This is a genomic window from Pseudomonas sp. KB-10, assembly GCF_018221585.1.
GTDB classification, from domain to species: Bacteria; Pseudomonadota; Gammaproteobacteria; order Pseudomonadales; family Pseudomonadaceae; genus Aquipseudomonas; species Aquipseudomonas yangonensis.
On the sequence record NZ_QYYB01000007.1, the window covers coordinates 225,533 to 249,068 of the forward strand.

General features: G+C 64.5%; 23 protein-coding genes and 1 pseudogene. 16 read left to right on the forward strand and 8 right to left on the reverse strand.

Going from position 1 to position 23,536, the window contains the following annotated elements; genetic code table 11:
- Positions 1-10: 10 nt before the first annotated feature.
- From DXK50_RS19360 to DXK50_RS19380, 5 genes are all read left to right on the forward strand, one after another.
- Positions 11-808, forward strand: coding sequence for a hydroxymethylpyrimidine/phosphomethylpyrimidine kinase (locus tag DXK50_RS19360; protein WP_212631460.1), 798 nt, complete (start codon positions 11-13; stop codon positions 806-808).
- Positions 805-1,428 (forward strand): thiamine phosphate synthase, encoded by a 624-nt coding sequence (gene thiE, locus DXK50_RS19365; protein ID WP_212631461.1) that lies wholly within the window; start codon positions 805-807, stop codon positions 1,426-1,428. Before DXK50_RS19360 ends, thiE begins: the two co-directional genes overlap by 4 nt.
- 22 nt (positions 1,429-1,450) lie before the next feature.
- On the forward strand, positions 1,451-2,740 hold the full coding sequence (hemL, locus tag DXK50_RS19370; RefSeq protein ID WP_212631462.1) for a glutamate-1-semialdehyde 2,1-aminomutase: 1,290 nt from the start codon (positions 1,451-1,453) through the stop codon (positions 2,738-2,740).
- On the forward strand, positions 2,740-3,372 hold the full coding sequence (locus DXK50_RS19375) for a DUF6962 family protein (protein ID WP_212631463.1): 633 nt from the start codon (positions 2,740-2,742) through the stop codon (positions 3,370-3,372). Before hemL ends, DXK50_RS19375 begins: the two co-directional genes overlap by 1 nt.
- A gap of 94 nt (positions 3,373-3,466) precedes the next feature.
- Positions 3,467-4,015 carry a tetratricopeptide repeat protein gene (locus DXK50_RS19380; RefSeq protein WP_161867475.1) on the forward strand — a complete coding sequence of 183 codons (549 nt, stop codon included), beginning with the start codon at positions 3,467-3,469 and terminating at the stop codon, positions 4,013-4,015.
- 58 nt (positions 4,016-4,073) lie between these two features.
- Here DXK50_RS19380 and DXK50_RS19385 read toward each other — a convergent pair whose 3' ends face one another.
- Positions 4,074-4,397, reverse strand: coding sequence for a DUF1820 family protein (locus DXK50_RS19385; protein ID WP_197855491.1), 324 nt, complete (start codon positions 4,395-4,397; stop codon positions 4,074-4,076).
- Between the two features lie 175 nt (positions 4,398-4,572).
- Here DXK50_RS19385 and miaB point away from each other — a divergent pair, with 175 nt between their 5' ends.
- The 5 genes from miaB to lnt all read left to right on the forward strand — a co-directional run bounded on the left by miaB (position 4,573) and on the right by lnt (position 10,077).
- A complete protein-coding gene (miaB, locus tag DXK50_RS19390) occupies positions 4,573-5,916 on the forward strand; it encodes a tRNA (N6-isopentenyl adenosine(37)-C2)-methylthiotransferase MiaB (RefSeq protein WP_212631464.1) in 1,344 nt (447 codons plus the stop codon).
- 86 nt (positions 5,917-6,002) lie between these two features.
- On the forward strand, positions 6,003-6,995 hold the full coding sequence (locus DXK50_RS19395) for a PhoH family protein (RefSeq protein ID WP_161867473.1): 993 nt from the start codon (positions 6,003-6,005) through the stop codon (positions 6,993-6,995).
- Positions 6,988-7,455 (forward strand): rRNA maturation RNase YbeY, encoded by a 468-nt coding sequence (ybeY, locus tag DXK50_RS19400; protein WP_212631465.1) that lies wholly within the window; start codon positions 6,988-6,990, stop codon positions 7,453-7,455. Before DXK50_RS19395 ends, ybeY begins: the two co-directional genes overlap by 8 nt.
- Before the next feature lie 166 nt (positions 7,456-7,621).
- Positions 7,622-8,461 carry an HlyC/CorC family transporter gene (locus DXK50_RS19405; RefSeq protein ID WP_212631466.1) on the forward strand — a complete coding sequence of 280 codons (840 nt, stop codon included), beginning with the start codon at positions 7,622-7,624 and terminating at the stop codon, positions 8,459-8,461.
- 92 nt (positions 8,462-8,553) lie between these two features.
- On the forward strand, positions 8,554-10,077 hold the full coding sequence (lnt, locus tag DXK50_RS19410) for an apolipoprotein N-acyltransferase (protein WP_212631467.1): 1,524 nt from the start codon (positions 8,554-8,556) through the stop codon (positions 10,075-10,077).
- Positions 10,078-10,205: 128 nt separating this feature from the next.
- On the opposite strand, the gene DXK50_RS19415 is transcribed toward lnt, so the two are convergent.
- The gene (locus DXK50_RS19415) at positions 10,206-10,976 is read right to left on the reverse strand and encodes a YdcF family protein (RefSeq protein WP_212631468.1); all 771 of its coding nucleotides are present in this window, start codon (positions 10,974-10,976) and stop codon (positions 10,206-10,208) included.
- Between the two features lie 289 nt (positions 10,977-11,265).
- Entirely contained in the window at positions 11,266-11,694 is a 429-nt protein-coding gene (locus DXK50_RS19420; protein WP_212631469.1) for a TFIIB-type zinc ribbon-containing protein, read from the reverse strand.
- 178 nt (positions 11,695-11,872) lie between these two features.
- On the opposite strand from DXK50_RS19420, the gene leuS reads away from it, so the two are divergent.
- From leuS to lipA, 6 genes and pseudogenes are all read left to right on the forward strand, one after another.
- Positions 11,873-14,485 carry a leucine--tRNA ligase gene (leuS, locus tag DXK50_RS19425; protein WP_212631470.1) on the forward strand — a complete coding sequence of 871 codons (2,613 nt, stop codon included), beginning with the start codon at positions 11,873-11,875 and terminating at the stop codon, positions 14,483-14,485.
- A 54-nt stretch (positions 14,486-14,539) separates the two neighbouring features.
- Complete coding sequence (locus DXK50_RS19430; protein ID WP_178101896.1) at positions 14,540-15,151, forward strand: LPS-assembly lipoprotein LptE; 612 nt, start codon at positions 14,540-14,542, stop codon at positions 15,149-15,151.
- Positions 15,152-15,204: 53 nt separating this feature from the next.
- Positions 15,205-16,233: a DNA polymerase III subunit delta gene (holA, locus tag DXK50_RS19435; RefSeq protein WP_161867466.1), complete on the forward strand. Its 1,029-nt coding sequence runs from the start codon at positions 15,205-15,207 to the stop codon at positions 16,231-16,233.
- Positions 16,234-16,351: 118 nt separating this feature from the next.
- Positions 16,352-16,498, forward strand: a pseudogene (gene arfA, locus DXK50_RS19440) (alternative ribosome rescue factor ArfA); the annotation flags it as partial.
- Between the two features lie 81 nt (positions 16,499-16,579).
- Positions 16,580-17,836 (forward strand): lytic murein transglycosylase, encoded by a 1,257-nt coding sequence (locus DXK50_RS19445; RefSeq protein ID WP_161867464.1) that lies wholly within the window; start codon positions 16,580-16,582, stop codon positions 17,834-17,836.
- A 143-nt stretch (positions 17,837-17,979) separates the two neighbouring features.
- The gene (lipA, locus tag DXK50_RS19450; RefSeq protein ID WP_161867463.1) at positions 17,980-19,032 is read left to right on the forward strand and encodes a lipoyl synthase; all 1,053 of its coding nucleotides are present in this window, start codon (positions 17,980-17,982) and stop codon (positions 19,030-19,032) included.
- A gap of 71 nt (positions 19,033-19,103) precedes the next feature.
- On the opposite strand, the gene lipB is transcribed toward lipA, so the two are convergent.
- From lipB to mltB, 5 genes are all read right to left on the reverse strand, one after another.
- Positions 19,104-19,721 carry a lipoyl(octanoyl) transferase LipB gene (gene lipB / locus DXK50_RS19455; RefSeq protein WP_212631471.1) on the reverse strand — a complete coding sequence of 206 codons (618 nt, stop codon included), beginning with the start codon at positions 19,719-19,721 and terminating at the stop codon, positions 19,104-19,106.
- 5 nt (positions 19,722-19,726) lie between these two features.
- Complete coding sequence (locus tag DXK50_RS19460; RefSeq protein WP_161867461.1) at positions 19,727-20,005, reverse strand: DUF493 domain-containing protein; 279 nt, start codon at positions 20,003-20,005, stop codon at positions 19,727-19,729.
- A gap of 218 nt (positions 20,006-20,223) precedes the next feature.
- Positions 20,224-21,399 (reverse strand): D-alanyl-D-alanine carboxypeptidase family protein, encoded by a 1,176-nt coding sequence (locus DXK50_RS19465; protein WP_161867460.1) that lies wholly within the window; start codon positions 21,397-21,399, stop codon positions 20,224-20,226.
- A 108-nt stretch (positions 21,400-21,507) separates the two neighbouring features.
- Complete coding sequence (locus DXK50_RS19470) at positions 21,508-22,521, reverse strand: septal ring lytic transglycosylase RlpA family protein (RefSeq protein WP_161867459.1); 1,014 nt, start codon at positions 22,519-22,521, stop codon at positions 21,508-21,510.
- On the reverse strand, positions 22,518-23,528 hold the full coding sequence (mltB, locus tag DXK50_RS19475) for a lytic murein transglycosylase B (RefSeq protein ID WP_212631472.1): 1,011 nt from the start codon (positions 23,526-23,528) through the stop codon (positions 22,518-22,520). Before mltB ends, DXK50_RS19470 begins: the two co-directional genes overlap by 4 nt.
- Between the last annotated feature and the right edge of the window lie 8 nt (positions 23,529-23,536).

The following is a 23,536-nucleotide window of genomic DNA, read 5'->3' on the forward strand; positions in this document are numbered from 1 at the left end:
CTCGCGCACCATGAAAACGCCAAACTCCCGCCCCGTAGTGCTGTGCATGTCCGGTCACGACCCCAGCGGTGGTGCCGGCCTGCAGGCCGATATCGAAGCCCTGCTGGCTCAAGGCTGCCACGCCGCCCCGACGGTGACCGCCCTGACCGTACAGGATACCGTCAACGTCTCCGACTTCCGCGTGCTCGACCGCGACTGGGTGCTGGCCCAGGCCCGTGCGGTGATCGCCGATATGCCGGTGGCCGCCGTCAAGCTGGGCATGCTCGGCTCGGTGGACATGGTCGATACCGTACTCGAGGTGATGAAGCAGCTGCCCGGCGTACCGCTGGTCTGCGATCCGGTGCTGCGCGCCGGAGGCGGCGGCTCGCTGGGCAAGGACGACGTCGGCTATGCCATGCGCGAGCGCCTGTTCGCCGTATCCACCATCGCCACGCCGAACCTGCCGGAAGCGCGCATCCTCGCCGAACTGCCGGAAGGTACGGCCGACGAATGCGCAAACAAGCTGCTGCCGTTCATCGAGCACCTGCTGATCACCGGCGGCCACGGCGACGAAGCCGAAGTACACAACCGCCTGTACAGCCGCGATGGCAGCCGCCACACCTTCACCTGCGCGCGCCTGCCCGGCAGCTACCACGGCTCCGGCTGCACCCTGGCCAGCACCCTGGCCGGTCGCCTGGCGCTGGGCGAAGAACTGGTCAGCGCCGTGAAGAGCGCCCTGGACTACACCTGGCGCACCCTGCGCGACGCCGAAGAGCCCGGCCACGGCCAGTACGTGCCGCGCCGCCTGCCGCTGGATTTCTGTTCGTGAATCTTCGCGGCCTCTACGCCATCACCGATACGCCATTGCTGGCCGGCGGCAAACTGCTGCCCTACGCCGAAGCGGCGCTGATCGGCGGTGCGCGCCTGCTGCAGTACCGCGACAAGTCGGGCGACGCCGCGCGTCGTCTCGATGAAGCGCAGGCCCTGGCCGAACTGTGCCGGCGCCATGGCGCCACGCTGATCATCAACGACGACCTGGAGCTGGCTGCATGTCTGGGCGTCGGCCTGCACCTGGGCCAGACCGACGGCTCGCTGGCTGCCGCCCGCGTCCGCCTTGGCGCAGATGCCGTAATCGGCGGCACCTGCCATGCCCAGCTGGAGCTGGCCGAGCGCGCCGCCTGCGAAGGCGCCAGCTATATCGCCTTCGGCCGCTTCTTCAACTCCAATACCAAGCCCGGCGCCCCGGCCGCCACCGTGGAGCTGCTGGATCAGGCGCGCACGCGCTTTGCCCAGCCCATCGTCGCCATCGGCGGCGTGACCTTGGAGAACGCCCCCGGCCTGATCGCCCGCGGCGCCAGCATGGTGGCCGTGATCCACGCCCTGTTTGCCGCGGACTCCGCCCTTGAGGTGCAAGACCGCGCCCGCGCCTTCGCCGCGCTGTTCGATTGACCCTTTTCAGAGAGAACTTGCCATGTCCCGCTCCGAAATTCTCTTCGCCAACGCCCAGAAACATATCCCCGGGGGCGTCAACTCGCCGGTGCGCGCCTTCCGCAGCGTCGGCGGCACGCCGCTGTTCTTCAAGCACGCCGAAGGCGCCTACGTAGTGGATGAAGACGACAAGCGCTACGTCGACTACGTCGGTTCCTGGGGCCCAATGATTCTCGGCCACAGCCATCCGGACGTGCTGGATTCCGTGCGCCGCCAGCTGGAGCACGGCCTGTCCTACGGCGCGCCGACCGCCCTGGAAACCGAGATGGCCGAGCTGGTGTGCAGCCTGGTGCCGTCGATGGAGATGGTGCGCATGGTCAGCTCCGGCACCGAGGCGACCATGAGCGCCATCCGCCTGGCCCGCGGCTACACCGGCCGCGACAGCATCATCAAGTTCGAGGGCTGCTACCACGGTCACTCCGACAGCCTGCTGGTCAAGGCCGGCTCCGGCGCCCTGACCCAGGGCGTGCCGAACTCCGCGGGCGTGCCGGCGGCCTTCGCCAAGCACACCCTGACCCTGCCGTTCAATGACATCGGTGCCGTGGCCGAGTGCCTGGCGCAGGTGGGTCAGGAAGTCGCCTGCATCATCGTCGAGCCGGTGGCCGGCAACATGAACTGCGTGCCGCCGGCGCCGGGCTTTCTCCAAGGCCTGCGTGAGCAGTGCGACAAGCACGGCGTGGTACTGATCTTCGACGAGGTGATGACCGGTTTTCGCGTCGCCCTCGGCGGCGCCCAGGCGCACTACGGCGTTACCCCGGACCTGACCACCTTCGGCAAGATCATCGGCGGCGGCATGCCGGTGGGCTGCTTCGGCGGCAAGCGCGCGATCATGGAATGCATCGCCCCACTCGGCCCGGTCTACCAGGCCGGCACCCTGTCGGGTAACCCGCTGGCCATGGCCGCCGGTCTGACCACGCTGAAGCTGATCAGCCGTCCGGGCTTCCACACCGAGCTGACCGATTACACCACGCGCATGCTCGACGGCCTGCAACAGCGTGCCGATGCCGCCGGCATTCCCTTCGTCACCACTCAGGCGGGCGCCATGTTCGGCCTGTACTTCAGCGGCGCTGACGACATCGTCACCTTCGCCGACGTGATGGCCAGCGACAGCGCGCGCTTCAACCGCTTCTTCCACCTGATGCTGGAAGGTGGCGTGTACCTGGCGCCAAGCGCCTTCGAAGCGGGCTTCACCTCCATCGCCCATGGCGACAAGGAGCTGGAGATCACCTTCGCCGCCGCCGAGCGCGCCTTCGCCGAGCTGAAAAAAGCCTGATGCAATACAGCACTGCCTTCAGTGATGCGCTGCTGGCCCTGACCTGCGCCGTCTGCGTCGTGTGGATCGGCCGGGCGCGCGGGCGCTACGGCGAGGGCGATCAGCCGGCGCTGTTCTGCGCCCTGCTTGGCTTCCTGCTGCCGGCTGCGGCGGCCGGCGTCGGCGTGATTCGCTACGGCTTCGATCCGAGCTGGCAGGCCGCGCATCTGTGGCTCACCCAGGCCAGCAGCTTTCTCGGCCTGCCTTTGCTCGGCGCCGCGGCATTGGCACTGGGTCGCGGCTGGGCCTGGAGTCGGCCGAACTGGGGGCGCATCGTCCTCGGACTGTGCGCCTTCTTCGAGCTGTTTCGGCAGATGGGCTACCTGGAGGATTACCGCCTGGCGCTGAACCTGACCGCGCTGGTGCTGATTCTCTATGCCGGCGCAGTCCAATGGCCGCGCCGGGCGCCGACGATCAGCGCAGCCGTGGTGGTGGGCCTGTTTCTGCTGGCCGGCCTGGCGGTCGGCACCGAGGGCATGATCGGACCGCTGCGCCGTATCGACCTGTTTCACGTGCTGCTGATACCGGCCTATCTGTTGCTAGCCTGGCTGCTGTTGAGCCTGCCAGGAAACGCGAATAAACAGCCTTTGTAACAAGCGCGCGGTTTATTCATAATGCGACGGTCGGCACGTTTTGCGCCGACCGGGCACGACACCCGCCCTGAACTGCCGAGGTCCCGTTATCCAGATGAACCGCACCGGCCGCACCCTGTCCCTGGGCTGCCTGTTGCTTTTCCTCCCGCTGTTTGCGTTCGCAGGCGGCAACTCCCTGCTGATCCCCGCCAGCGGCAGCTGTGCTCTGAACGCCTCTCCCGAAGAAATGCCCGATGCCCTGGCCAGTTGCCAGGAAATGGCGCGCGCCGGCAACATGCAGGCCGCCTTCGAGCTGGGCGAGTACTACTACGACGGCAAGCGCACCCCGCGCGACCTCAAGCAGGCCCTGACCTGGTTCGAGCGCGCTTCGTTGCAAGGGCACGCCGAAGCGCAACTGCGCCTGGGCACCATGTTCTTCCGCGGCGAAGGCGTACCGGCCAACAATGTGCAGGCCTACATCGTGTTGAAGATGGCATCGGTCAATGGCTCGGACGAAGCCATGGACAGCGCCGATGTGGTATCGGCACAGATGCGTCGCGATGAACTGGAAATCGCCAGCCAGGTGCTGGGGCAGATCTTCCGCAGCTACCTGCTGGAGCTGCAGACCGCCGAAGGCCGTTCGCCCTTCTCGCCGCTGCCTTAAAGGTCGCGTCAGGCGTAGGGCGGGCTGAAGCCCACCCTACCTTATCCCGTGCAACCGCTTACTTGTCCGGCATCGGCATGGGGAACGGCATCACGTTGCCGCCGCCCTTGGCCTCGCTGATCTTCGCCGTGCCCAGGCGCTCCACCTCGTCGATGCGGATGATCGCGTGCATCGGCACGAAGCTGCGCACAACGCCTTCGAACTGCGCCTTGAGCTTCTCCTCGCTGGGGTCCACCACCAATTGGCTGCGCTCGCCGAAGACGAACTCTTCCACCTCCAGAAAGCCCCACAGATCGCTTTGAAAGATCTGTTTGGCATACATCTCGTACACCTGGCCCTGGTTCTGGAAAATCACCTTGTAGATGGGGTCGCGCTTGCTCATGGAGACTCGAAGTCAGGAAAAACGGGGCGCGCAGGATAGCACAGCGCCGCACGCGTAGCCTGGGTGCCATCCGGGGATGGACGACGACGCGCTTGCCGTGGCCGCAAGCTTGTAGCCTGTCGCCCACCTCTCCCCTATAATGCGCGGTCATTTTTTAACCACCTCAGACAGTGCCATGACCAAGAAGCTCTATATCGAAACCCACGGTTGCCAGATGAACGAGTACGACAGCTCGCGCATGGTCGACCTGCTGGGCGAGCATCAGGCTCTGGAGGTTACGGAAAAACCCGAAGAAGCCGACGTGATCCTGCTCAATACCTGCTCGATCCGCGAGAAGGCGCAGGACAAGGTGTTCTCCCAGCTTGGCCGCTGGCGCGAACTGAAGCAGGCCAACCCGGACCTGGTGATCGGCGTCGGCGGTTGCGTGGCCAGCCAGGAAGGCGCGGCGATCCGCGACCGCGCGCCCTATGTCGACGTGATCTTCGGCCCGCAGACCCTGCACCGCCTGCCGGAAATGATCGACGCTGCGCGCGTGACCAAGACCGCCCAGGTGGACATCAGCTTCCCCGAGATCGAGAAATTCGACCGCCTGCCCGAGCCGCGCGTCGATGGTCCCAGCGCCTTCGTCTCGGTGATGGAGGGCTGCAGCAAGTACTGCACCTTCTGCGTGGTGCCCTACACCCGCGGCGAGGAAGTCAGCCGCCCGCTGGTCGACGTGCTGATGGAAATCACCTCCCTCACCGAGAAAGGCGTCAAGGAAGTCACCCTGCTCGGGCAGAACGTCAACGGCTATCGCGGGCAAGCCCCGGACGGCCATATCGCCGACTTCGCCGAGCTGCTGCATGCCGTGGCGGCGCTCGACGGCATCGAGCGCATCCGCTACACCACCAGTCATCCGCTGGAATTCTCCGATGCGATCATCGCCGCCCACGCCGAGATCCCGCAGCTGGTGAAATACCTGCACCTGCCGGTGCAGTCAGGCTCCGACCGCATCCTCGCGGCGATGAAGCGCAACCACACCGCGCTGGAATACAAGTCGCGCATCCGCAAGCTGCGCGCCGCCGTGCCGGACATCCTGATCAGCTCGGACTTCATCGTCGGCTTCCCCGGCGAAACGGAAAAAGACTTCGAGCAGACCATGAAACTGATCGAGGACGTCGGTTTCGACTTCTCCTTCTCCTTCATCTACAGCTCGCGCCCCGGCACCCCGGCCGCCGATCTGGTCGACGACACCCCGGACGAGGTTAAGAAGCAGCGCCTGGCACTACTGCAGCACCGCATCAACCAGAACGGCTTCGAGAACAGCCGACTCATGGTCGGCACGGTGCAGCGCATCCTGGTCAGCGACTACTCGAAGAAGGACCCGGGCATGCTCCAGGGCCGCACCGAGCAGAATCGCATCGTCAATTTCCGCGCAAGCAACCCGCGCCTGATCGGCCAGTTCGTCGACGTGCACATCGACGATGCCCTGCCCCATTCGCTGCGCGGCACTTTGCTGGATGCCAGCACTCTCAACTAAAGGCGCAGGCGCCCACACTTTGCGTTGTGGGCGACCGGCGTTATGCTGCCCTTCAACCCCAGACAAGTGACGATCACACCATCACCTTGAACGCCTCTCTAGAACCTCATCGTTTCACCCTCGAACCCTTCGAGGCCCGCCGTTTCGCCAACCTCTGCGGCCAGTTCGACGAGCACCTGCGCCTGATCGAAGAGCGCCTCGGCCTGGAAATCCGCAACCGTGGCAACCAGTTCGAAATGCTCGGCAGCGCCGACAAGACCCAGGCCGCCGAGACCCTGCTGCGCAAGCTGTACCGCGAAACCAAAGCCACCGAACTGTCGCCCGATCTGGTGCACCTGTACCTGCAGGAATCCGGTATCGAAGAACTGGTCAACCCCAGCAATGTGCCGCAGGTGACGCTGCGTACCAGGAAGGGCGTGATCAAACCGCGCGGCGCCAACCAGCAGCGCTACGTCAAGGCCATCCTCGACAACGACATCAACTTCGGCATCGGCCCGGCCGGCACCGGCAAGACCTACCTGGCCGTGGCCTGCGCCGTCGATGCGCTGGAGCGCGAGCAGGTGCGGCGCATTCTGCTGGTGCGCCCGGCGGTGGAAGCCGGCGAGAAGCTCGGCTTCCTGCCAGGCGATCTGGCGCAAAAGATCGACCCCTACCTGCGCCCGCTGTATGACGCACTCTATGAAATGCTCGGCTTCGATCACGTCGCCAAGCTGATCGAAAAGCAGGTGATCGAGATCGCGCCGCTGGCCTACATGCGTGGCCGCACCCTTAACAACAGTTTCATCATTCTCGACGAGAGTCAGAACACCACCGTCGAGCAGATGAAGATGTTCCTCACCCGTATCGGTTTCGGCTCCACTGCGGTGATCACCGGCGACATCACCCAGGTCGACCTGCCACGCGGCACCAAGAGCGGCCTGGCGCACGTCATCGAAGTGCTGCGCGATGTGCCCGGCATCAGCTTCACCCACTTCAAGCCCAAGGACGTGGTACGCCACCCGCTGGTGCAGCGCATCGTCGAAGCCTACGAGCGCCACGACGCGCGCCTGAATGGCAAGGGCGACGGCAACGATGCTTGAACTGGATCTGCAACTGGCCACTGACGGCCAGCACCCGGATGAAGCGCAATTGCGCCGCTGGTGCGAACTGGCGCTGCGCCAGCGCACGGCCGATTCGGAGCTGACTATCCGCCTGGTCGACGAGGAAGAAGGCCGCGAGCTGAACCGCACCTGGCGGCACAAGGACTACGCCACCAACGTCTTGTCTTTCCCCGCCGAGATTCCCGATGGGATTCTCGACATCCCGCTGCTGGGCGATCTGGTGATCTGCGGGCCGGTGGTCGAGCGCGAAGCGGCCGAGCAGGGCAAAACGCTGGAAGCTCACTGGGCGCACCTGGTGATCCACGGCTGCCTGCACCTGCTGGGCTATGACCATATCGAGGAAGACGAAGCCCTCGAGATGGAAGACCTGGAACGACAATTGCTCGCCGAACTGGGTCACCCCGACCCGTATGCCGACGATGAACGACCTACCTTGTAGGAGCGCCGCCCCGGCGCGAAACGATAGTCGCAGCGGCGCGAGATCGCTGCTGCCCTGTCCGTTCGCCCCGAGGGCGTGGCTCCTACAAAAGCCTACTTGCGACCTCAACAGCTAACGCGTACATAGCCAATAACTTTTCCTGACAAGGAACCCCGAGTAAAACGCCATGAGCGAAGACCGATCGAGCAACGAGCAGAAGTCCTGGTTCAACAAGCTGACCCAGGCTTTTGCTCATGAGCCGAGAAACCGCCAGGAACTGCTGGAAGTCCTGCGCGAAGCCCACCAGAACAAACTGCTCGACAGTGAAGCGCTGGCCATCGTCGAAGGCGCCATCCAGGTAGCCGACCTGCAGGTACGCGACATCATGGTGCCGCGTTCGCAGATGATCAGCATCAAGGCCAACCAGAGCCCGCGCGAATTCCTGCCCGCCATCATCGATGCCGCCCACTCGCGCTACCCGGTAGTCGGCGAGAGCCTCGACGACGTCATCGGCATTCTCCTGGCCAAGGATCTGCTGCCGCTGATCCTGCAGGGCGAGCAGCCCAACTTCAACATCAAGGACCTGCTGCGCCCGGCCACCTTCGTGCCCGAGTCCAAGCGCCTGAATGTGCTGCTGCGCGAGTTCCGCGCCAACCACAACCACATGGCCGTGGTCATCGACGAATACGGCGGTGTCGCCGGCCTGGTGACCATCGAGGACGTGCTGGAGCAGATCGTCGGCGACATCGAAGACGAGCACGATGTCGAGGAAGACGGCTACATCAAGCCACTGCCCTCCGGTGACTACCTGATCAAGGCGCTGACGCCCATCGACAGCTTCAACGAGACCTTCGACAGCGAGTTTTCCGACGATGAGTACGACACCGTCGGCGGTCTGGTAATGAATGCGTTCGGCCACCTGCCCAAGCGCAACGAGGTCACCGAGATCGGCGAGTTCCGCTTCCGCGTGCTCAACGCCGACAGCCGCCGCATCCACCTGCTGCGCCTGACCCCGGTCAGCCGCTAAGCCTTAGCCGCCCTTGCCCAGCGAGGGCGGCCGCTTCCCCCTGCGCCATTTCCGCTCTACCCTTGCGCCACCCCGATTCCAAGGATCACCCCATGCTGCAATGGATCACTCGTCCGGGCTGGCCCGGCCACCTGCTCGCCTGCGGCGCCGGCGCCCTGACCACCCTGGCGCTCGCCCCCTTCGACCTGTGGCCGCTGGTGGTGCTGTCCATCGCCCTGTTCTACCTCGGCCTGCGCCATCTGCGCCCAGGCCAGGCAGCGCTGCGCGGCTGGAGCTACGGCTTCGGCCTGTTCGCTGCCGGCACCAGCTGGGTGTATGTCAGCATCCACGACTATGGCGCCGCATCGCCGGCGCTGGCAGGCGTTCTCACCCTGGGCTTCGTCGCCGGACTGGGCCTGTTCTTCGCCCTGACCGCCGCGCTGTGGGCGCGCTGGATACGCCGCAGTGAAGCCCCGCTGGCCGACGCCCTGGCGTTCACCGCGCTGTGGGTCGTGCAGGAGGTGTTTCGCGGCTGGTTCCTTACCGGTTTTCCCTGGCTCTACGCCGGCTACAGCCAGCTCCAAGGCCCGCTGAGTGGTCTGGTACCGGTCGGCGGCGTCTGGCTGGCGTCCTTCGTCATCGCCCTGTCGGCGGCGCTGATCATCAATCTGGAGCGTCTGCGTGCGCACAAGCCGCGCTACGTCTGCGCCCTGCTTCTGCTGCTGAGCCCCTGGCTCGCCGGCCTGGCCCTGAAGGGTCACGAGTGGACCCGCGCAGCAGGCGACAGCCTGACCGTCGCTCTGGTACAGGGCAATGTCGAACAGAACCTGAAATGGGACCCGGCCCAGCTCAACGCGCAACTGGCGCTGTATCGCGATCTCAGCTTCAGCTCCAGGCAGGTCGACCTGCTGGTCTGGCCGGAGACCGCCATACCGGTGCTCAAGGACATGGCCCAGGGCTATATCGGCGTGATGGATCGCTTCGCCCGTGACCGCAACAGTGCACTGATCACCGGCGTGCCGGTGCGGCAGTCCAACGAGCGTGGAGAGATTCGTTACTACAACGCCATCACCAGCTTCGGCGAAGGCCAGGGCACCTATCTCAAGCAGAAGCTGGTGCCCTTCGGCGAGTACGTACCGCTGCAGGAAGTGCTGCGCGGATTGATCGCCTTCTTCGACCTGCCCATGTCCGACTTCGCCCGCGGCCCGGCCGACCAGCCGCCGCTACTGGCCAAGGGGCATCGCATCGCGCCGTTCATCTGCTACGAGGTGGTCTACCCGGAATTCGCCGCGGCGCTGGCGGCAGACAGCGACATCCTCCTGACGGTGAGCAACGACGCCTGGTTCGGCACCTCCATCGGCCCGCTGCAGCACCTGCAGATGGCGCAGATGCGCGCACTGGAAGCCGGGCGCTGGATGATCCGCGCCACCAACAACGGCATGACCGTGGTGATCGACCCGCAGGGCAGAATCCAGACGGCACTGCCACAGTTCGAGCAAGGCGTGCTCTACGGGGAAGTGGCGCCGATGCAGGGGCTGACGCCCTACCTGCAATGGCGCATCTGGCCGCTGGCGATTCTCTGCGTCCTGCTGCTGGGCTGGGCGCTGCTGGCCAGCCGCATGGCCAAAACGGTGTAGGCCGCCTGCTGGCGAGCGTAGCCCGGATGAAATCCGGGAGTTAGCGCCACGATTCCCCGGATTGCATCCGGGCTGCGCACTGCCAGCCCAGTTCGCGGCTGAAGCCGCTCCTACGCGAACGCTCAGCCTCAGTCAGCGCCGTATACCCGCGGGTAGACGAGCAATCCGATGGCCTCGTTGAGCAACTGACTGCTCTGCCAGATCACCCGCGACTCCGGCAGCCAGCCGCCCAGCGGGCGTTCATAACCGGCGCTGAGATAGCCCATCGGTGCAGTGATCACCTCGAAGCCGGCCTGCTCGAAACTCCAGCGTGCCCGTGGCATGTGCCAGGCCTGGGTTACCAGCACCACGCGACGCACGCCCTGCGGCTGCAACAGCTCGGCACTCAGCAGCGCGTTTTCCCAGGTGGTGCGGCTCTGCTCCTCCAGCCAGCGAATCTCCAGAGCGTAATCGCGCTTCATGGAGTCGGCCATCAGCGCCGCTTCACTGGGCGGCTGGCCGTAATGCAGGCCACCGGTAGCCGCCATCGGCAGCCCGGATGCGCGCGCCAGGCGAGCGGCATAGCGCAGGCGCTCCAGGGCCATTAGCCCCGGCTGATCGGTTCCGCCCCAGCCCGGATCGTTCTGCTCGCGCCCGGCGCCGAGAATCACGATGGCATCGGCGCGCTGCGCCAGCGTCGCCCATTGCGCCTCCTCCAGCACCGGCTCACGTTCGAGCAGGCCCGCGCTCCATTGCATCACCGCCGGCAGGCTCATCAGCCAGAGTCCGCCGAAGCCGGTGGCAAAGCAGGTGAAAGCCAAACGCGGAAAGCGGCGGCGCAGCCACCAGCCCAGCAGCATCAGCAGAAGCAGGATGCCTGGCGGCATCAGCAGTTGTTTGAGAATGTAGCGAATCGGCATCAGGCACCTCCCCGGGCGCCCAAGCCTAACAGCTCGTCAGAAAATCAGGCGAGACACCAAGCCCGGCCGCAACTGCGGCCAATGCGATCTAGCAGGCTGTTGAAAACTACCTGCGTTGCCATTGCTGCGTTAAAAACAGGCGCGTGCGCGAGTCCGAGCTAGGCGCCCCCATCAAAATGCTCATTTACAGCTCGTAAAGTCGAGCGCGACTCCGACCGTTTTTCGCCTGTTTTTGCGGGCCGCCATCGGTATTGCACTGGCTGCCTCGCCTACGTTTTTCAACGGCCTGCTAACGGGAACTGCCGCTGCGAAACAGCTTGGAACCGCAAGCCTGGCAGGCTCGCGCATCCTGCCCGCGATGCCAGCTGACCGGCGCACCGCAGAGTGCGCAACACAGCGCCTGGCGACGCTTCATCAAGGGTTTTAGCTTGCCCAGCGGCTTGCCACCAGCGGCCTTGGTGCTGCGCAATGGCTGACGCTGAATCAGCGCCAGTTCCTCGGCCGCCGCGTGCCAGCCGCGCAGCCAGTGCAGGTCACGGTTGAGATAGGCGCGGATCAGTTCCAGCTCCGCCGGGCTCAGCCCATCCAGCTCCAGTTCGCGCAGCGGCTCTGCGTGCAGGCGGCTGGCGGTATCGGCCTCCTCCAGTGCCAGGGCAAGCCTGTGCAGCAGCCGCTCGTAAAGACCACCGCCCCGTTCCGCCTGCCGTGCATCGACCATCTGACACCTCGCGAGCCCTGAAAACCGCGGGCCTTGAATCAAGCTTAGCGAAGGCAATGGGTGCAGCCCGGCGCCGCGACAAACGGCGGACGCAGCGCAATCTGGGTTTCCCTCGATAGACGGCGCTCATGTATGCTACGACGTTTTCCGCAAGCCCCATTCCTTCAGCGCCAGAGCCATGCACGAACAGTACTCGCCCCGTGAAATAGAAGCCGCCGCGCAGTCCCACTGGGACGCGCAGAACTCCTTCGTCGTCAGCGAACAGCCCGGCAAGGACACCTTCTACTGCCTGTCGATGTTCCCCTACCCCAGCGGCAAGCTACACATGGGGCACGTGCGCAACTACACCATCGGTGACGTGATCGCCCGCTACCAGCGCATGCAGGGCAAGAACGTGCTGCAGCCGATGGGCTGGGATGCCTTCGGCATGCCGGCGGAAAACGCCGCGATGAAGAACCAGGTGGCGCCGGCCAAGTGGACTTACGAGAACATCGCCTACATGAAGTCCCAGCTCAAATCGCTGGGGCTGGCCATCGACTGGACGCGCGAAGTCACCACCTGCAAGCCGGACTACTACCGCTGGGAGCAGTGGCTGTTCACCCGCCTGTTCGAGAAGGGCGTGATCTACCGCAAGAACGGCACCGTGAACTGGGATCCGGTGGACCAGACCGTACTGGCCAACGAGCAGGTCATCGACGGCCGCGGCTGGCGCTCGGGTGCGCTGATCGAGAAGCGCGAAATCCCGATGTACTACTTCAAGATCACCGCTTACGCCGATGAGCTGCTGAGCAGCCTGGACGAGCTGGATGGTTGGCCCGAGCAGGTCAAGACCATGCAGCGCAACTGGATCGGCAAGAGCTTCGGTGCCGACATCGTGTTCGACTACGACGTCTCCAGCATCGGCATCGATGGTCAGCTGAAGGTCTACTCCACTCGCCCCGACACCCTGATGGGTGCCACCTACGTTGCCGTGGCCGCCGAACACCCGCTGGCCCAGCGCGCTGCCGAATCCAATCCGGCCATCGCCGCCTTTATCGCCGAGTGCAAGGCCGGCTCCGTGGCCGAGGCCGACATGGCCACCATGGAGAAGAAAGGCCTGGCCACCGGCCAGTTCGTCATTCATCCGCTGACTGGCGACAAGCTGCCGGTATTCGTCGCCAACTACGTGCTGTGGGGCTACGGCGAAGGCGCGGTGATGGCCGTGCCGGCGCATGACGAGCGCGACTTCGAGTTCGCAGGCAAATACGACCTGCCGATCAAACAGGTCTACACCGGCGAAGGCAAGGACTACGACGCCAGCACCTGGCAGGACTGGTACGGTGATAAGGCCGGCCTGACCACCATCAACTCCGGCAAGTACGACGGTCTGGATTTCAGCGCCGCGTTCGACGCCATCGTCGGTGATCTGGAAGCCAGCGCGCACGGTGCGCGCAAGACCCAGTTCCGTCTGCGCGACTGGGGCATCAGCCGCCAGCGCTACTGGGGCTGCCCGATCCCGATCATCCACTGCGACAGCTGCGGCGACGTACCGGTGCCGGAAGACCAGCTGCCGGTGGTGCTGCCCGAAGACGTGGTGCCGGATGGCGCAGGCAGCCCGCTGGCCAAGATGCCTGAGTTCTACGAGTGCAGCTGCCCGAAATGCGGCGCCCCGGCCAAGCGCGAAACCGACACCATGGACACCTTCGTGGAGTCGTCCTGGTATTTCGCCCGCTACGCCAGCCCAAACTACGAGGGCGGCATGGTCGACCCGCAAGCGGCCAACCACTGGTTGCCGGTGGATCAGTACATCGGCGGCATCGAGCACGCCATCCTCCACCTGCTCTACGCGCGCTTCTTCCACAAGCTGATGCGCGACGAAGGCCTGGTGTCGTCCAACGAGCCGTTCAAGAACCTGCTGACCCAGGGCATGGTGGTCGCCGAGACCTACTACCGCACCCTGGAAAACGGCGGCAAGGACTGGTTCAACCCGGCCGACGTGGAAGTCGAGCGTGACGCCAAGGCCAAGGTCATCGGCGCCAAGCTGAAAAGCGACGGTCTGCCGGTGGAAATCGGCGGCACCGAGAAGATGTCCAAGTCGAAAAACAACGGTGTCGACCCGCAGGACATGATCGATGCATACGGCGCCGACACCTGCCGCCTGTTCATGATGTTCGCCTCGCCGCCCGATCAGAGCTGCGAATGGTCGGATGCCGGCGTCGAGGGTGCCAACCGCTTCCTGCGCCGCGTCTGGCGCCTGGCCCACGGCCATGTCAGCGCCGGTCTGCCGGGCAAGCTGGATGTCGCCGGCCTGAACGACGAGCAGAAGGCCGTGCGCCGCGCCATTCACCTGGCGATCAAGCAGGCCAGCAACGATATCGGCCAGCATCACAAGTTCAACACCGCCGTCGCCCAGGTGATGACCCTGATGAACGTGCTGGAAAAGGCCGCCACCGCAACCGAACAGGACCGTGCGCTGGTGCACGAAGGTCTGGAGATCGTCACCCTGCTGCTGGCACCGATCACCCCGCATATCAGCCACGAACTGTGGCAGCGCCTGGGACACAGCGATGCGGTCATCGACGCGCAGTGGCCGCAGGTCGACGAATCCGCCCTGGTGCAGGACAGCCTGACCCTGGTGGTGCAAGTCAACGGCAAGCTGCGCGGGCAGATCGAAGTTCCGGCCAGCGCCTCGCGCGAGGACGTCGAGGTCGCCGCTCGTGCCAACGAGAACGTGCTGCGCTTCACCGAAGGCCTGAGCATTCGCAAGGTCATCGTGGTGCCAGGCAAGCTGGTCAATATAGTCGCCAACTGATTAAGCTCGGCGCCACACATGTGTGGCGCCGTGATCCGCCAAGGGGATATGAGAATGATGAAACGGAATCTGCTGGTCATCGGCCTGGCCGGCCTGCTCAGCGCCTGTGGCTTCCAGCTGCGTGGCACCGGCGATGTGCAGTTCGCCCTCAAGGAGCTCGACGTCACCGCGCGCGACGCCTATGGCGACACCGTGCAGCAGGTACGTGAAGTGCTGGAGGACAACGATGTTCGCGTTTACGCCGGCGCGCCTTACAAGCTGGTGATCACTCGTGAAACCGAAAATCGTCGCAGCGCCAGCTACAGCAGCGGCGCTCGTACCGCCGAGTACGAACTGACCATGGCGCTGGACTACGAGATCCGCGGCGCGCAGAACCTGTTGCTGACCGGCAACAAGGTGGAGGTACAGAACTACTACCAGCAGGATGACAACAACCTGGCCGGCTCCGACCAGGAGGCTGCGCAACTGCGCAGCGAACTGCGTCGCGAGATGATCCAGCAGCTCACCCAGAGCCTGCAGCAGATCACCCCGGCCCAGCTCGACCAGCTGCAGCAGACTGCAGAAGCCCGCGCCAAGGCGGAAGCCGAAGCGCTGGAAGCGGCTCGCCGCGCTCGTGAGAGCCAGGTCGCGCCGCAGCAGTCGCCGATCGAACTGCCAATCCAGTAAGGCACCGGGGCCGCGCCTGCGGCCCTCGCCACCCGCCTCATGACCTCGCCTCGATGAAGCTCGCTCCCGCCCAGCTCGGCAAACACCTGCAAGGCTCGCTTGCACCTGTCTATGCGATCAGCGGTGACGAACCGCTGCTCTGCCAGGAAAGCGCTGACGCCATCCGCAACGCCTGCCGGCAGCAGGGTTTCGGCGAACGCCAGGTGTTCAATGCCGAGGCCAACTTCGACTGGGGCAACCTGTTGCAGGCCGGCGCCAGTCTCTCGCTGTTCGCCGAGAAGCGCCTGCTGGAGCTGCGCCTGCCCTCAGGCAAGCCAGGCGACAAGGGTGCCGCAGCGCTGCTGGAATACCTGGCCCGCCCGCCGGAAGACACCGTTCTGTTGCTGAGCTTGCCCAAGCTGGACGGCAGCACGCAGAAATCCAAATGGGCCAAGGCGTTGATCGACGGCCAGGCGAGCCAGTTCATCCAGATCTGGCCGGTGGATGCCAACCAGTTGCCGCAGTGGATTCGTCAGCGCCTGGCTCAGGCCGGCCTGAATGCCAGCGCGGATGCGGTGGAAATGATCGCCGCCCGGGTGGAAGGCAACCTGCTGGCCGCTGCTCAGGAAGTGGAAAAGCTCAAGCTGCTTGCCGAGGGCAACCAGGTCGATGCCGAAACCGTTCAGGCCGCCGTTGCCGACAGCGCCCGCTTCGACGTATTCGGTCTGATCGACTGCGCACTGGGCGGCGACGCTGCACATGCCCTGCGCATGCTCGAGGGGCTGCGTGGCGAAGGCGTGGAAACGCCAGTGATCCTCTGGGCGCTGGCGCGCGAGATTCGCCTGCTGGCCAGCATCGCCCATCAGTACAGCCAGGGCGTCCCGCTCGACAAAGCCTTTTCCAGCGCCCGCCCGCCGGTCTGGGACAAACGCAGGCCACTGGTCTCCAAAGCCCTGCAACGCCATAGCGCCAAGCGCTGGGGCCAGTTGCTGCAGCAGGCGCAGCTGATCGACGCGCAGATCAAGGGCCAGGCCCCTGGTGATCCGTGGAGCGACCTGGCCATGCTGACCCTGCAGTTGGCCGGACAGCGCCTGCGCCTGTAATTGTTGCTGCCTGCTTCCATGTAGCCCCATTCAGACCGCAATCTGGACATTTTCCGTACAGCGGCGCATAGTCCGCGCCGTCTGCATTGGCGCAGGCCAGTTCGCATGAGGAAACGCCATGAGCAAGAAAGCCGGCAAACGGCCGAACAAGGCCAAATCCATCGTCGCCCAGCCCCTGTTTCGCTCCCGTCAGGAACGGCCACAGAAAGGCAAAGGCAGCTACCGCCGTGAAGCCTCCCACAATTGGGAGGCTTCTTGCTTTATGGGCTTCTTCGCTACGCTGGTAGCCCAGAATCCGGCGCGGGCATGCTAAGGTAGCAGCCTGCTTAAACGCCTTGAGATAGACATGCCACACCAGCTTCCGCGTCGCGCCCTGGCCCTGCTTCCTCTCCTGCTGCTGGCGGCCTGCGCCCAGGCCCCGGCGGAAAACCTGCCTACCGCAACACCCCCGGCTGCGGCCCAGACCACAGTCGAAGAACCGCTGGCCAGTTTCGCCGACTGGCGACAGGCGCTGCGCAACGAAGCGATTGCCGCCGGTATCGACGCCGCGCTGTTCGATCGCGTATTCGCCGGCGTTACTCCTGACCCGGCGGTGCTCAAGGCCGACAGCAGCCAGCCCGAATTCACCCGCCCGGTGTGGGAATATCTCGACGGCGCTGTTTCCTCGAGCCGTATCGGTCGCGGCCGGGTGTTGCTGGCGCAGCACAGCCTGGTGCTGCAACGCATCGAGCAGCAGTACGGCGTGGAAGCTCCGATCCTGGTGGCCATCTGGGGTCTGGAAAGCAATTTCGGCAACAACATCGGTAGCCACAGCGTGATTCGCTCCCTCGCGACGCTGGCCTACGATGGCCGCCGCCAGGGCTTCTGGCGCGTGCAGTTGCTGGCCGCGCTGCAAATCCTGCAGAACGGCGACATCACCAGCGAACGCATGATTGGCTCCTGGGCCGGCGCCATGGGCCAGACCCAGTTCATGCCGACCACCTACAACCAGCATGCAGTGGATTTCGACGGTGACGGCAAGCGCGATCTGTGGGGCTCCTCGACCGATGCCCTGGCTTCGGCTGCTCATTACCTGCAGGCATCCGGCTGGCAGCGCGGCCAGCCCTGGGGCTTCGAAGTGAGCCTGCCGAACGGCTTCGATTATTCGCTGGCCGACCCGGAACAGCGCCGCAGCCTGGCCGAGTGGGCCGAGCTGGGCGTGCGCCCGTTAGCGCCCACCGGTGCAGCCGCCAATGCCCGCGCCAGCCTGCAGCTGCCCGCCGGCCATCGTGGCCCGGCCTTCCTGTTGCTGGACAATTTCCGCAGCATTCTCAAGTACAACAACTCCACCTCCTACGCACTGGCCATCGGCCTGCTGGCCGATAACCTGCTGCGTCCAAGCGAAGTCAAAGGACAGTGGCCACGCGGCGAGCGCCAGCTGGGCCGCAGCGAACGCGTTGAACTGCAGGAACTGCTGACCAGGGCGGGATTCGATCCCGGCCCGGCTGACGGCATCATCGGCGCCAATACGCGCAAGGCCATCCGCGCCCTGCAGTTGCAGCTGAACTGGCCTGCCGATGGCTACCCGACGACCGAGCTGTTGCAACAGTTGCGCGCTCGCTGAGACCGGGCGCTGCTGACAGCAGCCGCCTCGCCGATGCGTTTGTCGACAGGTGGCCTCAGCGTCTGCATACACCTTCTGTGGTAGACTGGCGGGCGGCCAAAAGCCACCTGCCCACGGAGCCTCTACCGGAGCCCAGATTTCCGATGTCCGACACTTCCTCGCCCAAATCCGTCGCCAGCGGCGAAAAATTCCGCACCGCCCAAGGCATCACCGCGATCAAGGATGGTCAGAAGCGCCGCGCCTCGGCCGAACCCCAGGTTTTCGAGCCCAAGCCCAAGTGGTTGCGGGTCAAGGCCCCGGGTGGCAGCCGTTTCGAGGCGGTCAAGCGCAACGTCGGCGAGCACCGCCTGAGCACCGTGTGCCAGGAATCGCATTGTCCGAACATGGGCGAATGCTGGTCCAACGGTACCGCCACCATCATGCTGATGGGTTCGGTGTGCACTCGCGCCTGCCGCTTCTGCGCCGTGGACACCGGTAACCCCAATGGCTGGCTGGATCTGGAAGAGCCGCAGAACACCGCCAAGTCGGTGGAGCTGATGGCCCTGCGTTACATCGTGCTCACCTCGGTGGACCGCGACGATCTGGAAGACGGCGGTGCCGGCCACTACGCGGCCTGCGTACGCGCGATCAAGGAAAACACACCGCAAGTGGTGGTCGAAGCCCTGACCCCGGACTTCGATGGCGATCATCAGGCTATCGAGCGTGTCGTCGATTCGGGTCTGGAAGTCTTCGCGCAGAACGTCGAGACGGTCAAACGCCTCACCCACGTAGTCCGTGACCCGCGTGCCGGCTACGAGAAGACCCTCAAGGTGCTCGAACACGCCAAGAAGCACCGTCCGGACGTGCTGACCAAGACCAGTCTGATGCTGGGACTTGGCGAAACCGATGAAGAAATCATCGAGACCATGGATGACCTGCGCGCCATCGGCGTGGACATCCTCACCCTCGGTCAGTACCTGCAACCCACCCGCAACCACCTCAAGGTGCAGCGCTGGGTAAGCCCTGAAGAGTTCAACCGCCTGCGCGACATCGGCCTGGAGAAAGGCTTCATGGAAGTCGCCGCCGGCCCGCTGGTGCGCTCCAGCTACCGCGCCGACCGTGTGTTCGAGAAGAACAACCTGGGCCTCGCCGCTCCGGTTCCGGTGCCGGGCCAGGAAGTCAACGCCAGCCTGATTCCGGCACTGAACCTGAACTGACGGCTATAGGCTATATCTGGATAAAAGAAAGGGGCGCCATGGCGCCCCTTTCTGCTTTTCAGCCTAATGCTTTACCGATATCCCAGCCTCTGGCGCAGGGCCTGTTCCAGGCGTTGCGCCACCTCGTCGAACTCAGGCGGCGCTGACAGCAGATCGCGCATCTGCACCATCTTCAGTCCGGCATAGCCGCACGGATTGATGCGCAGGAAGGGCGTCATGTCCATATCGACGTTCAGCGCCAGGCCGTGGAAGGAGCAGCCACGGCTGACACGCAGGCCCAGGGACGCAATCTTGTCGCCTGCCACGTACACGCCCGGCGCATCGGCCTTCGGCGCAGCCTCGATACCGTAGCCGGCCAGCAGATCGACCAGGCTCTGTTCCATGGCGGTGACCAGTTCGCGCACGCCGAGATCGAGGCGGCGCAGATCGAGCATCAGGTAGGCCACCAGCTGGCCAGGGCCGTGATAGGTCACCTGGCCGCCGCGCTCGACCTGCACCACCGGAATGTCGCCCGGCGCCAGCAGGTGCTCGGCCTTGCCGGCCTGGCCCTGGGTGAACACCTTGGGGTGCTGCAGCAGCCAGATCTCGTCCGCCGTCTGCTCGTCACGCTCGCGCGTCAACTGGCGCATGCTTTCCAGGGTGGGCTGGTACTCGACCAGCCCCAGATGACGCACGACAAGCTCGGGCATGAGGATCACAGCACCATGTGCACGCGGCCGGTGGCCCGCAGGTCGACGTGAATCGCCTGCAGTTGCTCGACGCTGGTCGCAGTGATCAGCACCTGCACCGACAGAAAGTTGCCATTGCGGCTGTCGCGCATTACCAGGGTCGAGGCATCCAGGTCCGGGGCGTGACGCTGGATCACTTCGATCACCAGATCGGAGAAACCGTCACCGGCAGTGCCTATTACCTTGATCGGGTAACGCTCGCAGGGGAATTCGATTTTGGGTGGTTGAACGTCGCTATCGGTCATGTCATCAGCGGGCTTATGGCCCGTCCAGAAAGGGCCGCCCCGGATTGGAGCGGACTGGATAAGTCAGGCGCCTCGACGAGGCGGTCAGCACAGGGCGCAGCAACCTGCAAACAGGTTGAATGAAACGGCGAAGCAGCGCCCTCTACCAGAGGTAAATGGGCCCTGCTCCGCCGTTTTCAATGCTCAGCGACAACCAGGGTCGCTGCCGACGTCTGCGGTCAGTTGAACAGACCGAAGAAGAACAGGCGGATGCTGTCCCACAGACGGCGCAGCAGGCCACCTTCTTCTACAGACTGCAGGGCCACCAGATCGGTGCTGCGCACCACCTCGTCACCCAGTTTGACTTCGACCTTGCCGATCACGTCGCCCTGCTGGATCGGCGCGACTAGCTGCGGGTTGAGCGTCATGCTGGCCTGCAGCTTTTCCAGCTGGCCCTTGGGCAGGGTCATGGTCAGGTCTTCGGCCAGACCGGCCTTGACCTGGTTCGCGGCGCCCTTCCAGACAGTGGCCTGAGCCAGCTCGGTCCCTTTCTGATAGAAGGTGCGGCTTTCGAAGAAGCGGAAGCCGTAGGTCAGCAGTTTCTGGGTTTCCGCAGCACGGGCCTGCTCGCTGTCGGTACCGAATACCGAGGTGATCATGCGTGCGCCATCACGCACCGCCGAGGCCACCAGGCAGTAGCCGGCCTCGGAGGTGTGCCCGGTCTTCAGACCGTCGACAGTGCGGTCACGCCACAGCAGCAGGTTGCGGTTGGGTTGCTTGATGTTGTTCCAGAGAAATTCCTTCTGCGAATAGATCGCGTAGTGCTCGGCGTCTTCGTTGATGATCGCGCGGGCCAGGATCGCCATGTCATGGGCGCTGGAGTAGTGCTCGGGATGCGGCAGGCCAGTGGCGTTCATGAAGTGGCTGTTCTTCATGCCCAGGCGCTCGGCAGTGGCGTTCATCATGTCGGCGAAGGCGTCTTCGCTGCCGGCGATGTATTCGGCGATGGCAATGCTCGCATCGTTGCCGGACTGGATGATGATGCCGTGCAGCAGGTCGTCGACCGTGGCCTGGCTGTTCACCGGCAGGAACATGGTGGAACCACCGGAAGCGGCACCGCCGGTACGCCAGGCGTGCTCGCTGATGGTTACCAGATCCTGTTCGCCGATCTTGCCATTGCGGATTTCCAACGTGGCGATGTAGGCGGTCATCAGCTTGGTCAGGCTCGCTGGTGGCAGGCGCTCGTCAGCGTTGTTCTCGACCAGGACATTGCCGCTGGCGGCGTCCATCAGAACGTAGGATTTGGCGGCCAGTTGCGGCGCCGCAGGCACCACCTGCTGGTTGGCCATGGCGAGTGGCGCAGCCAGAAGGGTAAGAACCAGTGAAGCACGTTGCACGAAGCTGGTGATGTTCATCCGTCTCTCGAAAGTCGTTGCATGGGTTGTACGGCCCCGAGGGGCCATCTTTCGACTCGCCACCAGGCAAGCCTCGGATTAGTCCGGCAAAAGCCGGTTAAGTTGCCATCAGTCGGCGCGGACCAGCGTGGGCTGACCGAGGTTGGCCAGGCGCACGCTGCTCTGCAGCTGCTCAGCCTCGCCCTGATTGCTGATCGGCCCCATTCGGACCCGATGCAGAATCTGCTGGTCGCGTACCACTGAGCTGATGAACACCGGCACACTGCTGGTCTGGGTCAGCTTGGACTTGAGCAGCTCCGCAGCGTCCGGATTGGCGAAGGCTCCCACCTGGAGATACAGGCCAGAGGCTCCGAGTGAATCGTTTTTTTTTGCGTCGATCTGCACCGGCACCACCGCAGCGGCGTGCTGGGCAGGTGGCGGCGCGTACTGCTCGACGACCTGCGGTGCAGGCTGTGCGACGGGCTTGGCAACGGCGGCCTTGGCCGGCTGATTGTTGGCCAGTACCAGCGGCACCGGGCGGCCCTGCTGCGCCCACCACTCGTGAGGGTCGATGCCTTCGACCTTGACCCGCGCCGTGCCCTTCTCGGCATAGCCCAGCTTCTTCGCCGCAGCGAAGGACAGGTCGATGATCCGGTCGGAGTAGAACGGCCCACGGTCGTTGACCCGCAGGATCACCACCTTGCCGTTCTCCAGGTTGGTCACGCGCACGTAGCTGGGTAGCGGCAGGGTCTTGTGCGCCGCAGTCATGCCGTACAGGTCGTAGGTCTCACCGTTGGCCGTGGCCTGGCCGTGGAACTTGGTGCCGTACCAGGAAGCGGGGCCGACCGCCTGATAGCGACGGGCATCCTGGATCGGGTAGTACTGCTTACCGAATACCACGTAGGGGCTGGCCTTGACCGGCCCGTAGTGCGGCATGGGAATGGCGTCCTGGATCTTCGAGACATCGACATCCCACCAGGGCGCGCCATCGCGATGCGGACGGTTGAAATCATCCGGGCCGGAGATACCGGCCGACTGACCGGGCGTCACCGCAGGTTGCGGTGCCCGGTTGGAAGAGCAGCTCGCCAGCAACAGCGCTGCCGTTACGCAGGCTGCCAGCGGCAGCAGTTTGGACGCACTCATCGATTACCCCGTGCTTCGACCAGTAGCTCGGCCAGTTGGTTGACCGCCATGGCATACATCACGCTGCGATTGTAGCGGGTGATGGTGTAGAAGTTGGGCAAACCGAACCAGTATTCGTCGCCTTCGGCACCTTCCAGACGAAACGCCGTCACCGGTACGTCTTCGGCCAGCTTGTCCCGGCTCTTCCAGCCCAGTTCGCGCAGTTCGGCGACATTCTTCACCGGGTCCAGGCCCTGAGTCAGGCCTTCGTCGACGCGTGCTCCGCTGACCTCGACGCGACTGGCCACCTGCCCGCCGGCCTGCCAGCCGTGGCGTTTGAAATAGCTGGCAACGCTGCCGATGGCATCGGTCGGGTTGCTCCAGATGTTGATGTGGCCGTCGCCATCGAAGTCCACGGCGTAGGCGCGGAAGCTGCTCGGCATGAACTGCGGCAGGCCCATCGCACCGGCATAGGAGCCCTTGAGCGAAAGCGGATCGACCTGCTCCTCGCGGGTCAGCATGAGAAACTCGCGCAGCTCCTTACGGAAGAACGGCGCGCGCGGCGGATAATCGAAGGCCAGGGTCGACAATGCGTCCATCACCCGCCAGCTACCGGTATTGCCGCCGTAGAAGGTTTCTACGCCGATGATGGCGACGATGAATTGCGGTGGTACGCCATACTCGGCCTCGGCCTTCTGCAACGCAGCCTGGTTCTTGTTCCAGAACTCCACGCCCTGGGCGATGCGCTTGTCGGTTATGAAGATCGGCCGGTATTCCTTCCAGGGTTTGACCTTCTCTGCCGGACGCGAAATGGCATCGAGAATCGCCTGCTTGCGCTCGACATCAGCGAAAAGCGCGTACAACTGCTCGCTGGCGAAACCGTAGTCACGGGTCATTTCCTCGACGAACTCGGTCACCTGCGGCGAGTTCTGATAGTCGGCCGCCAACGCCTGGGCGCCGCTTCCGAGCATGCCGGCGATGCCGACTCCGATGAACGTACGAGCGGCCCAACTGCGCAGAGAATGCATTGACTCAA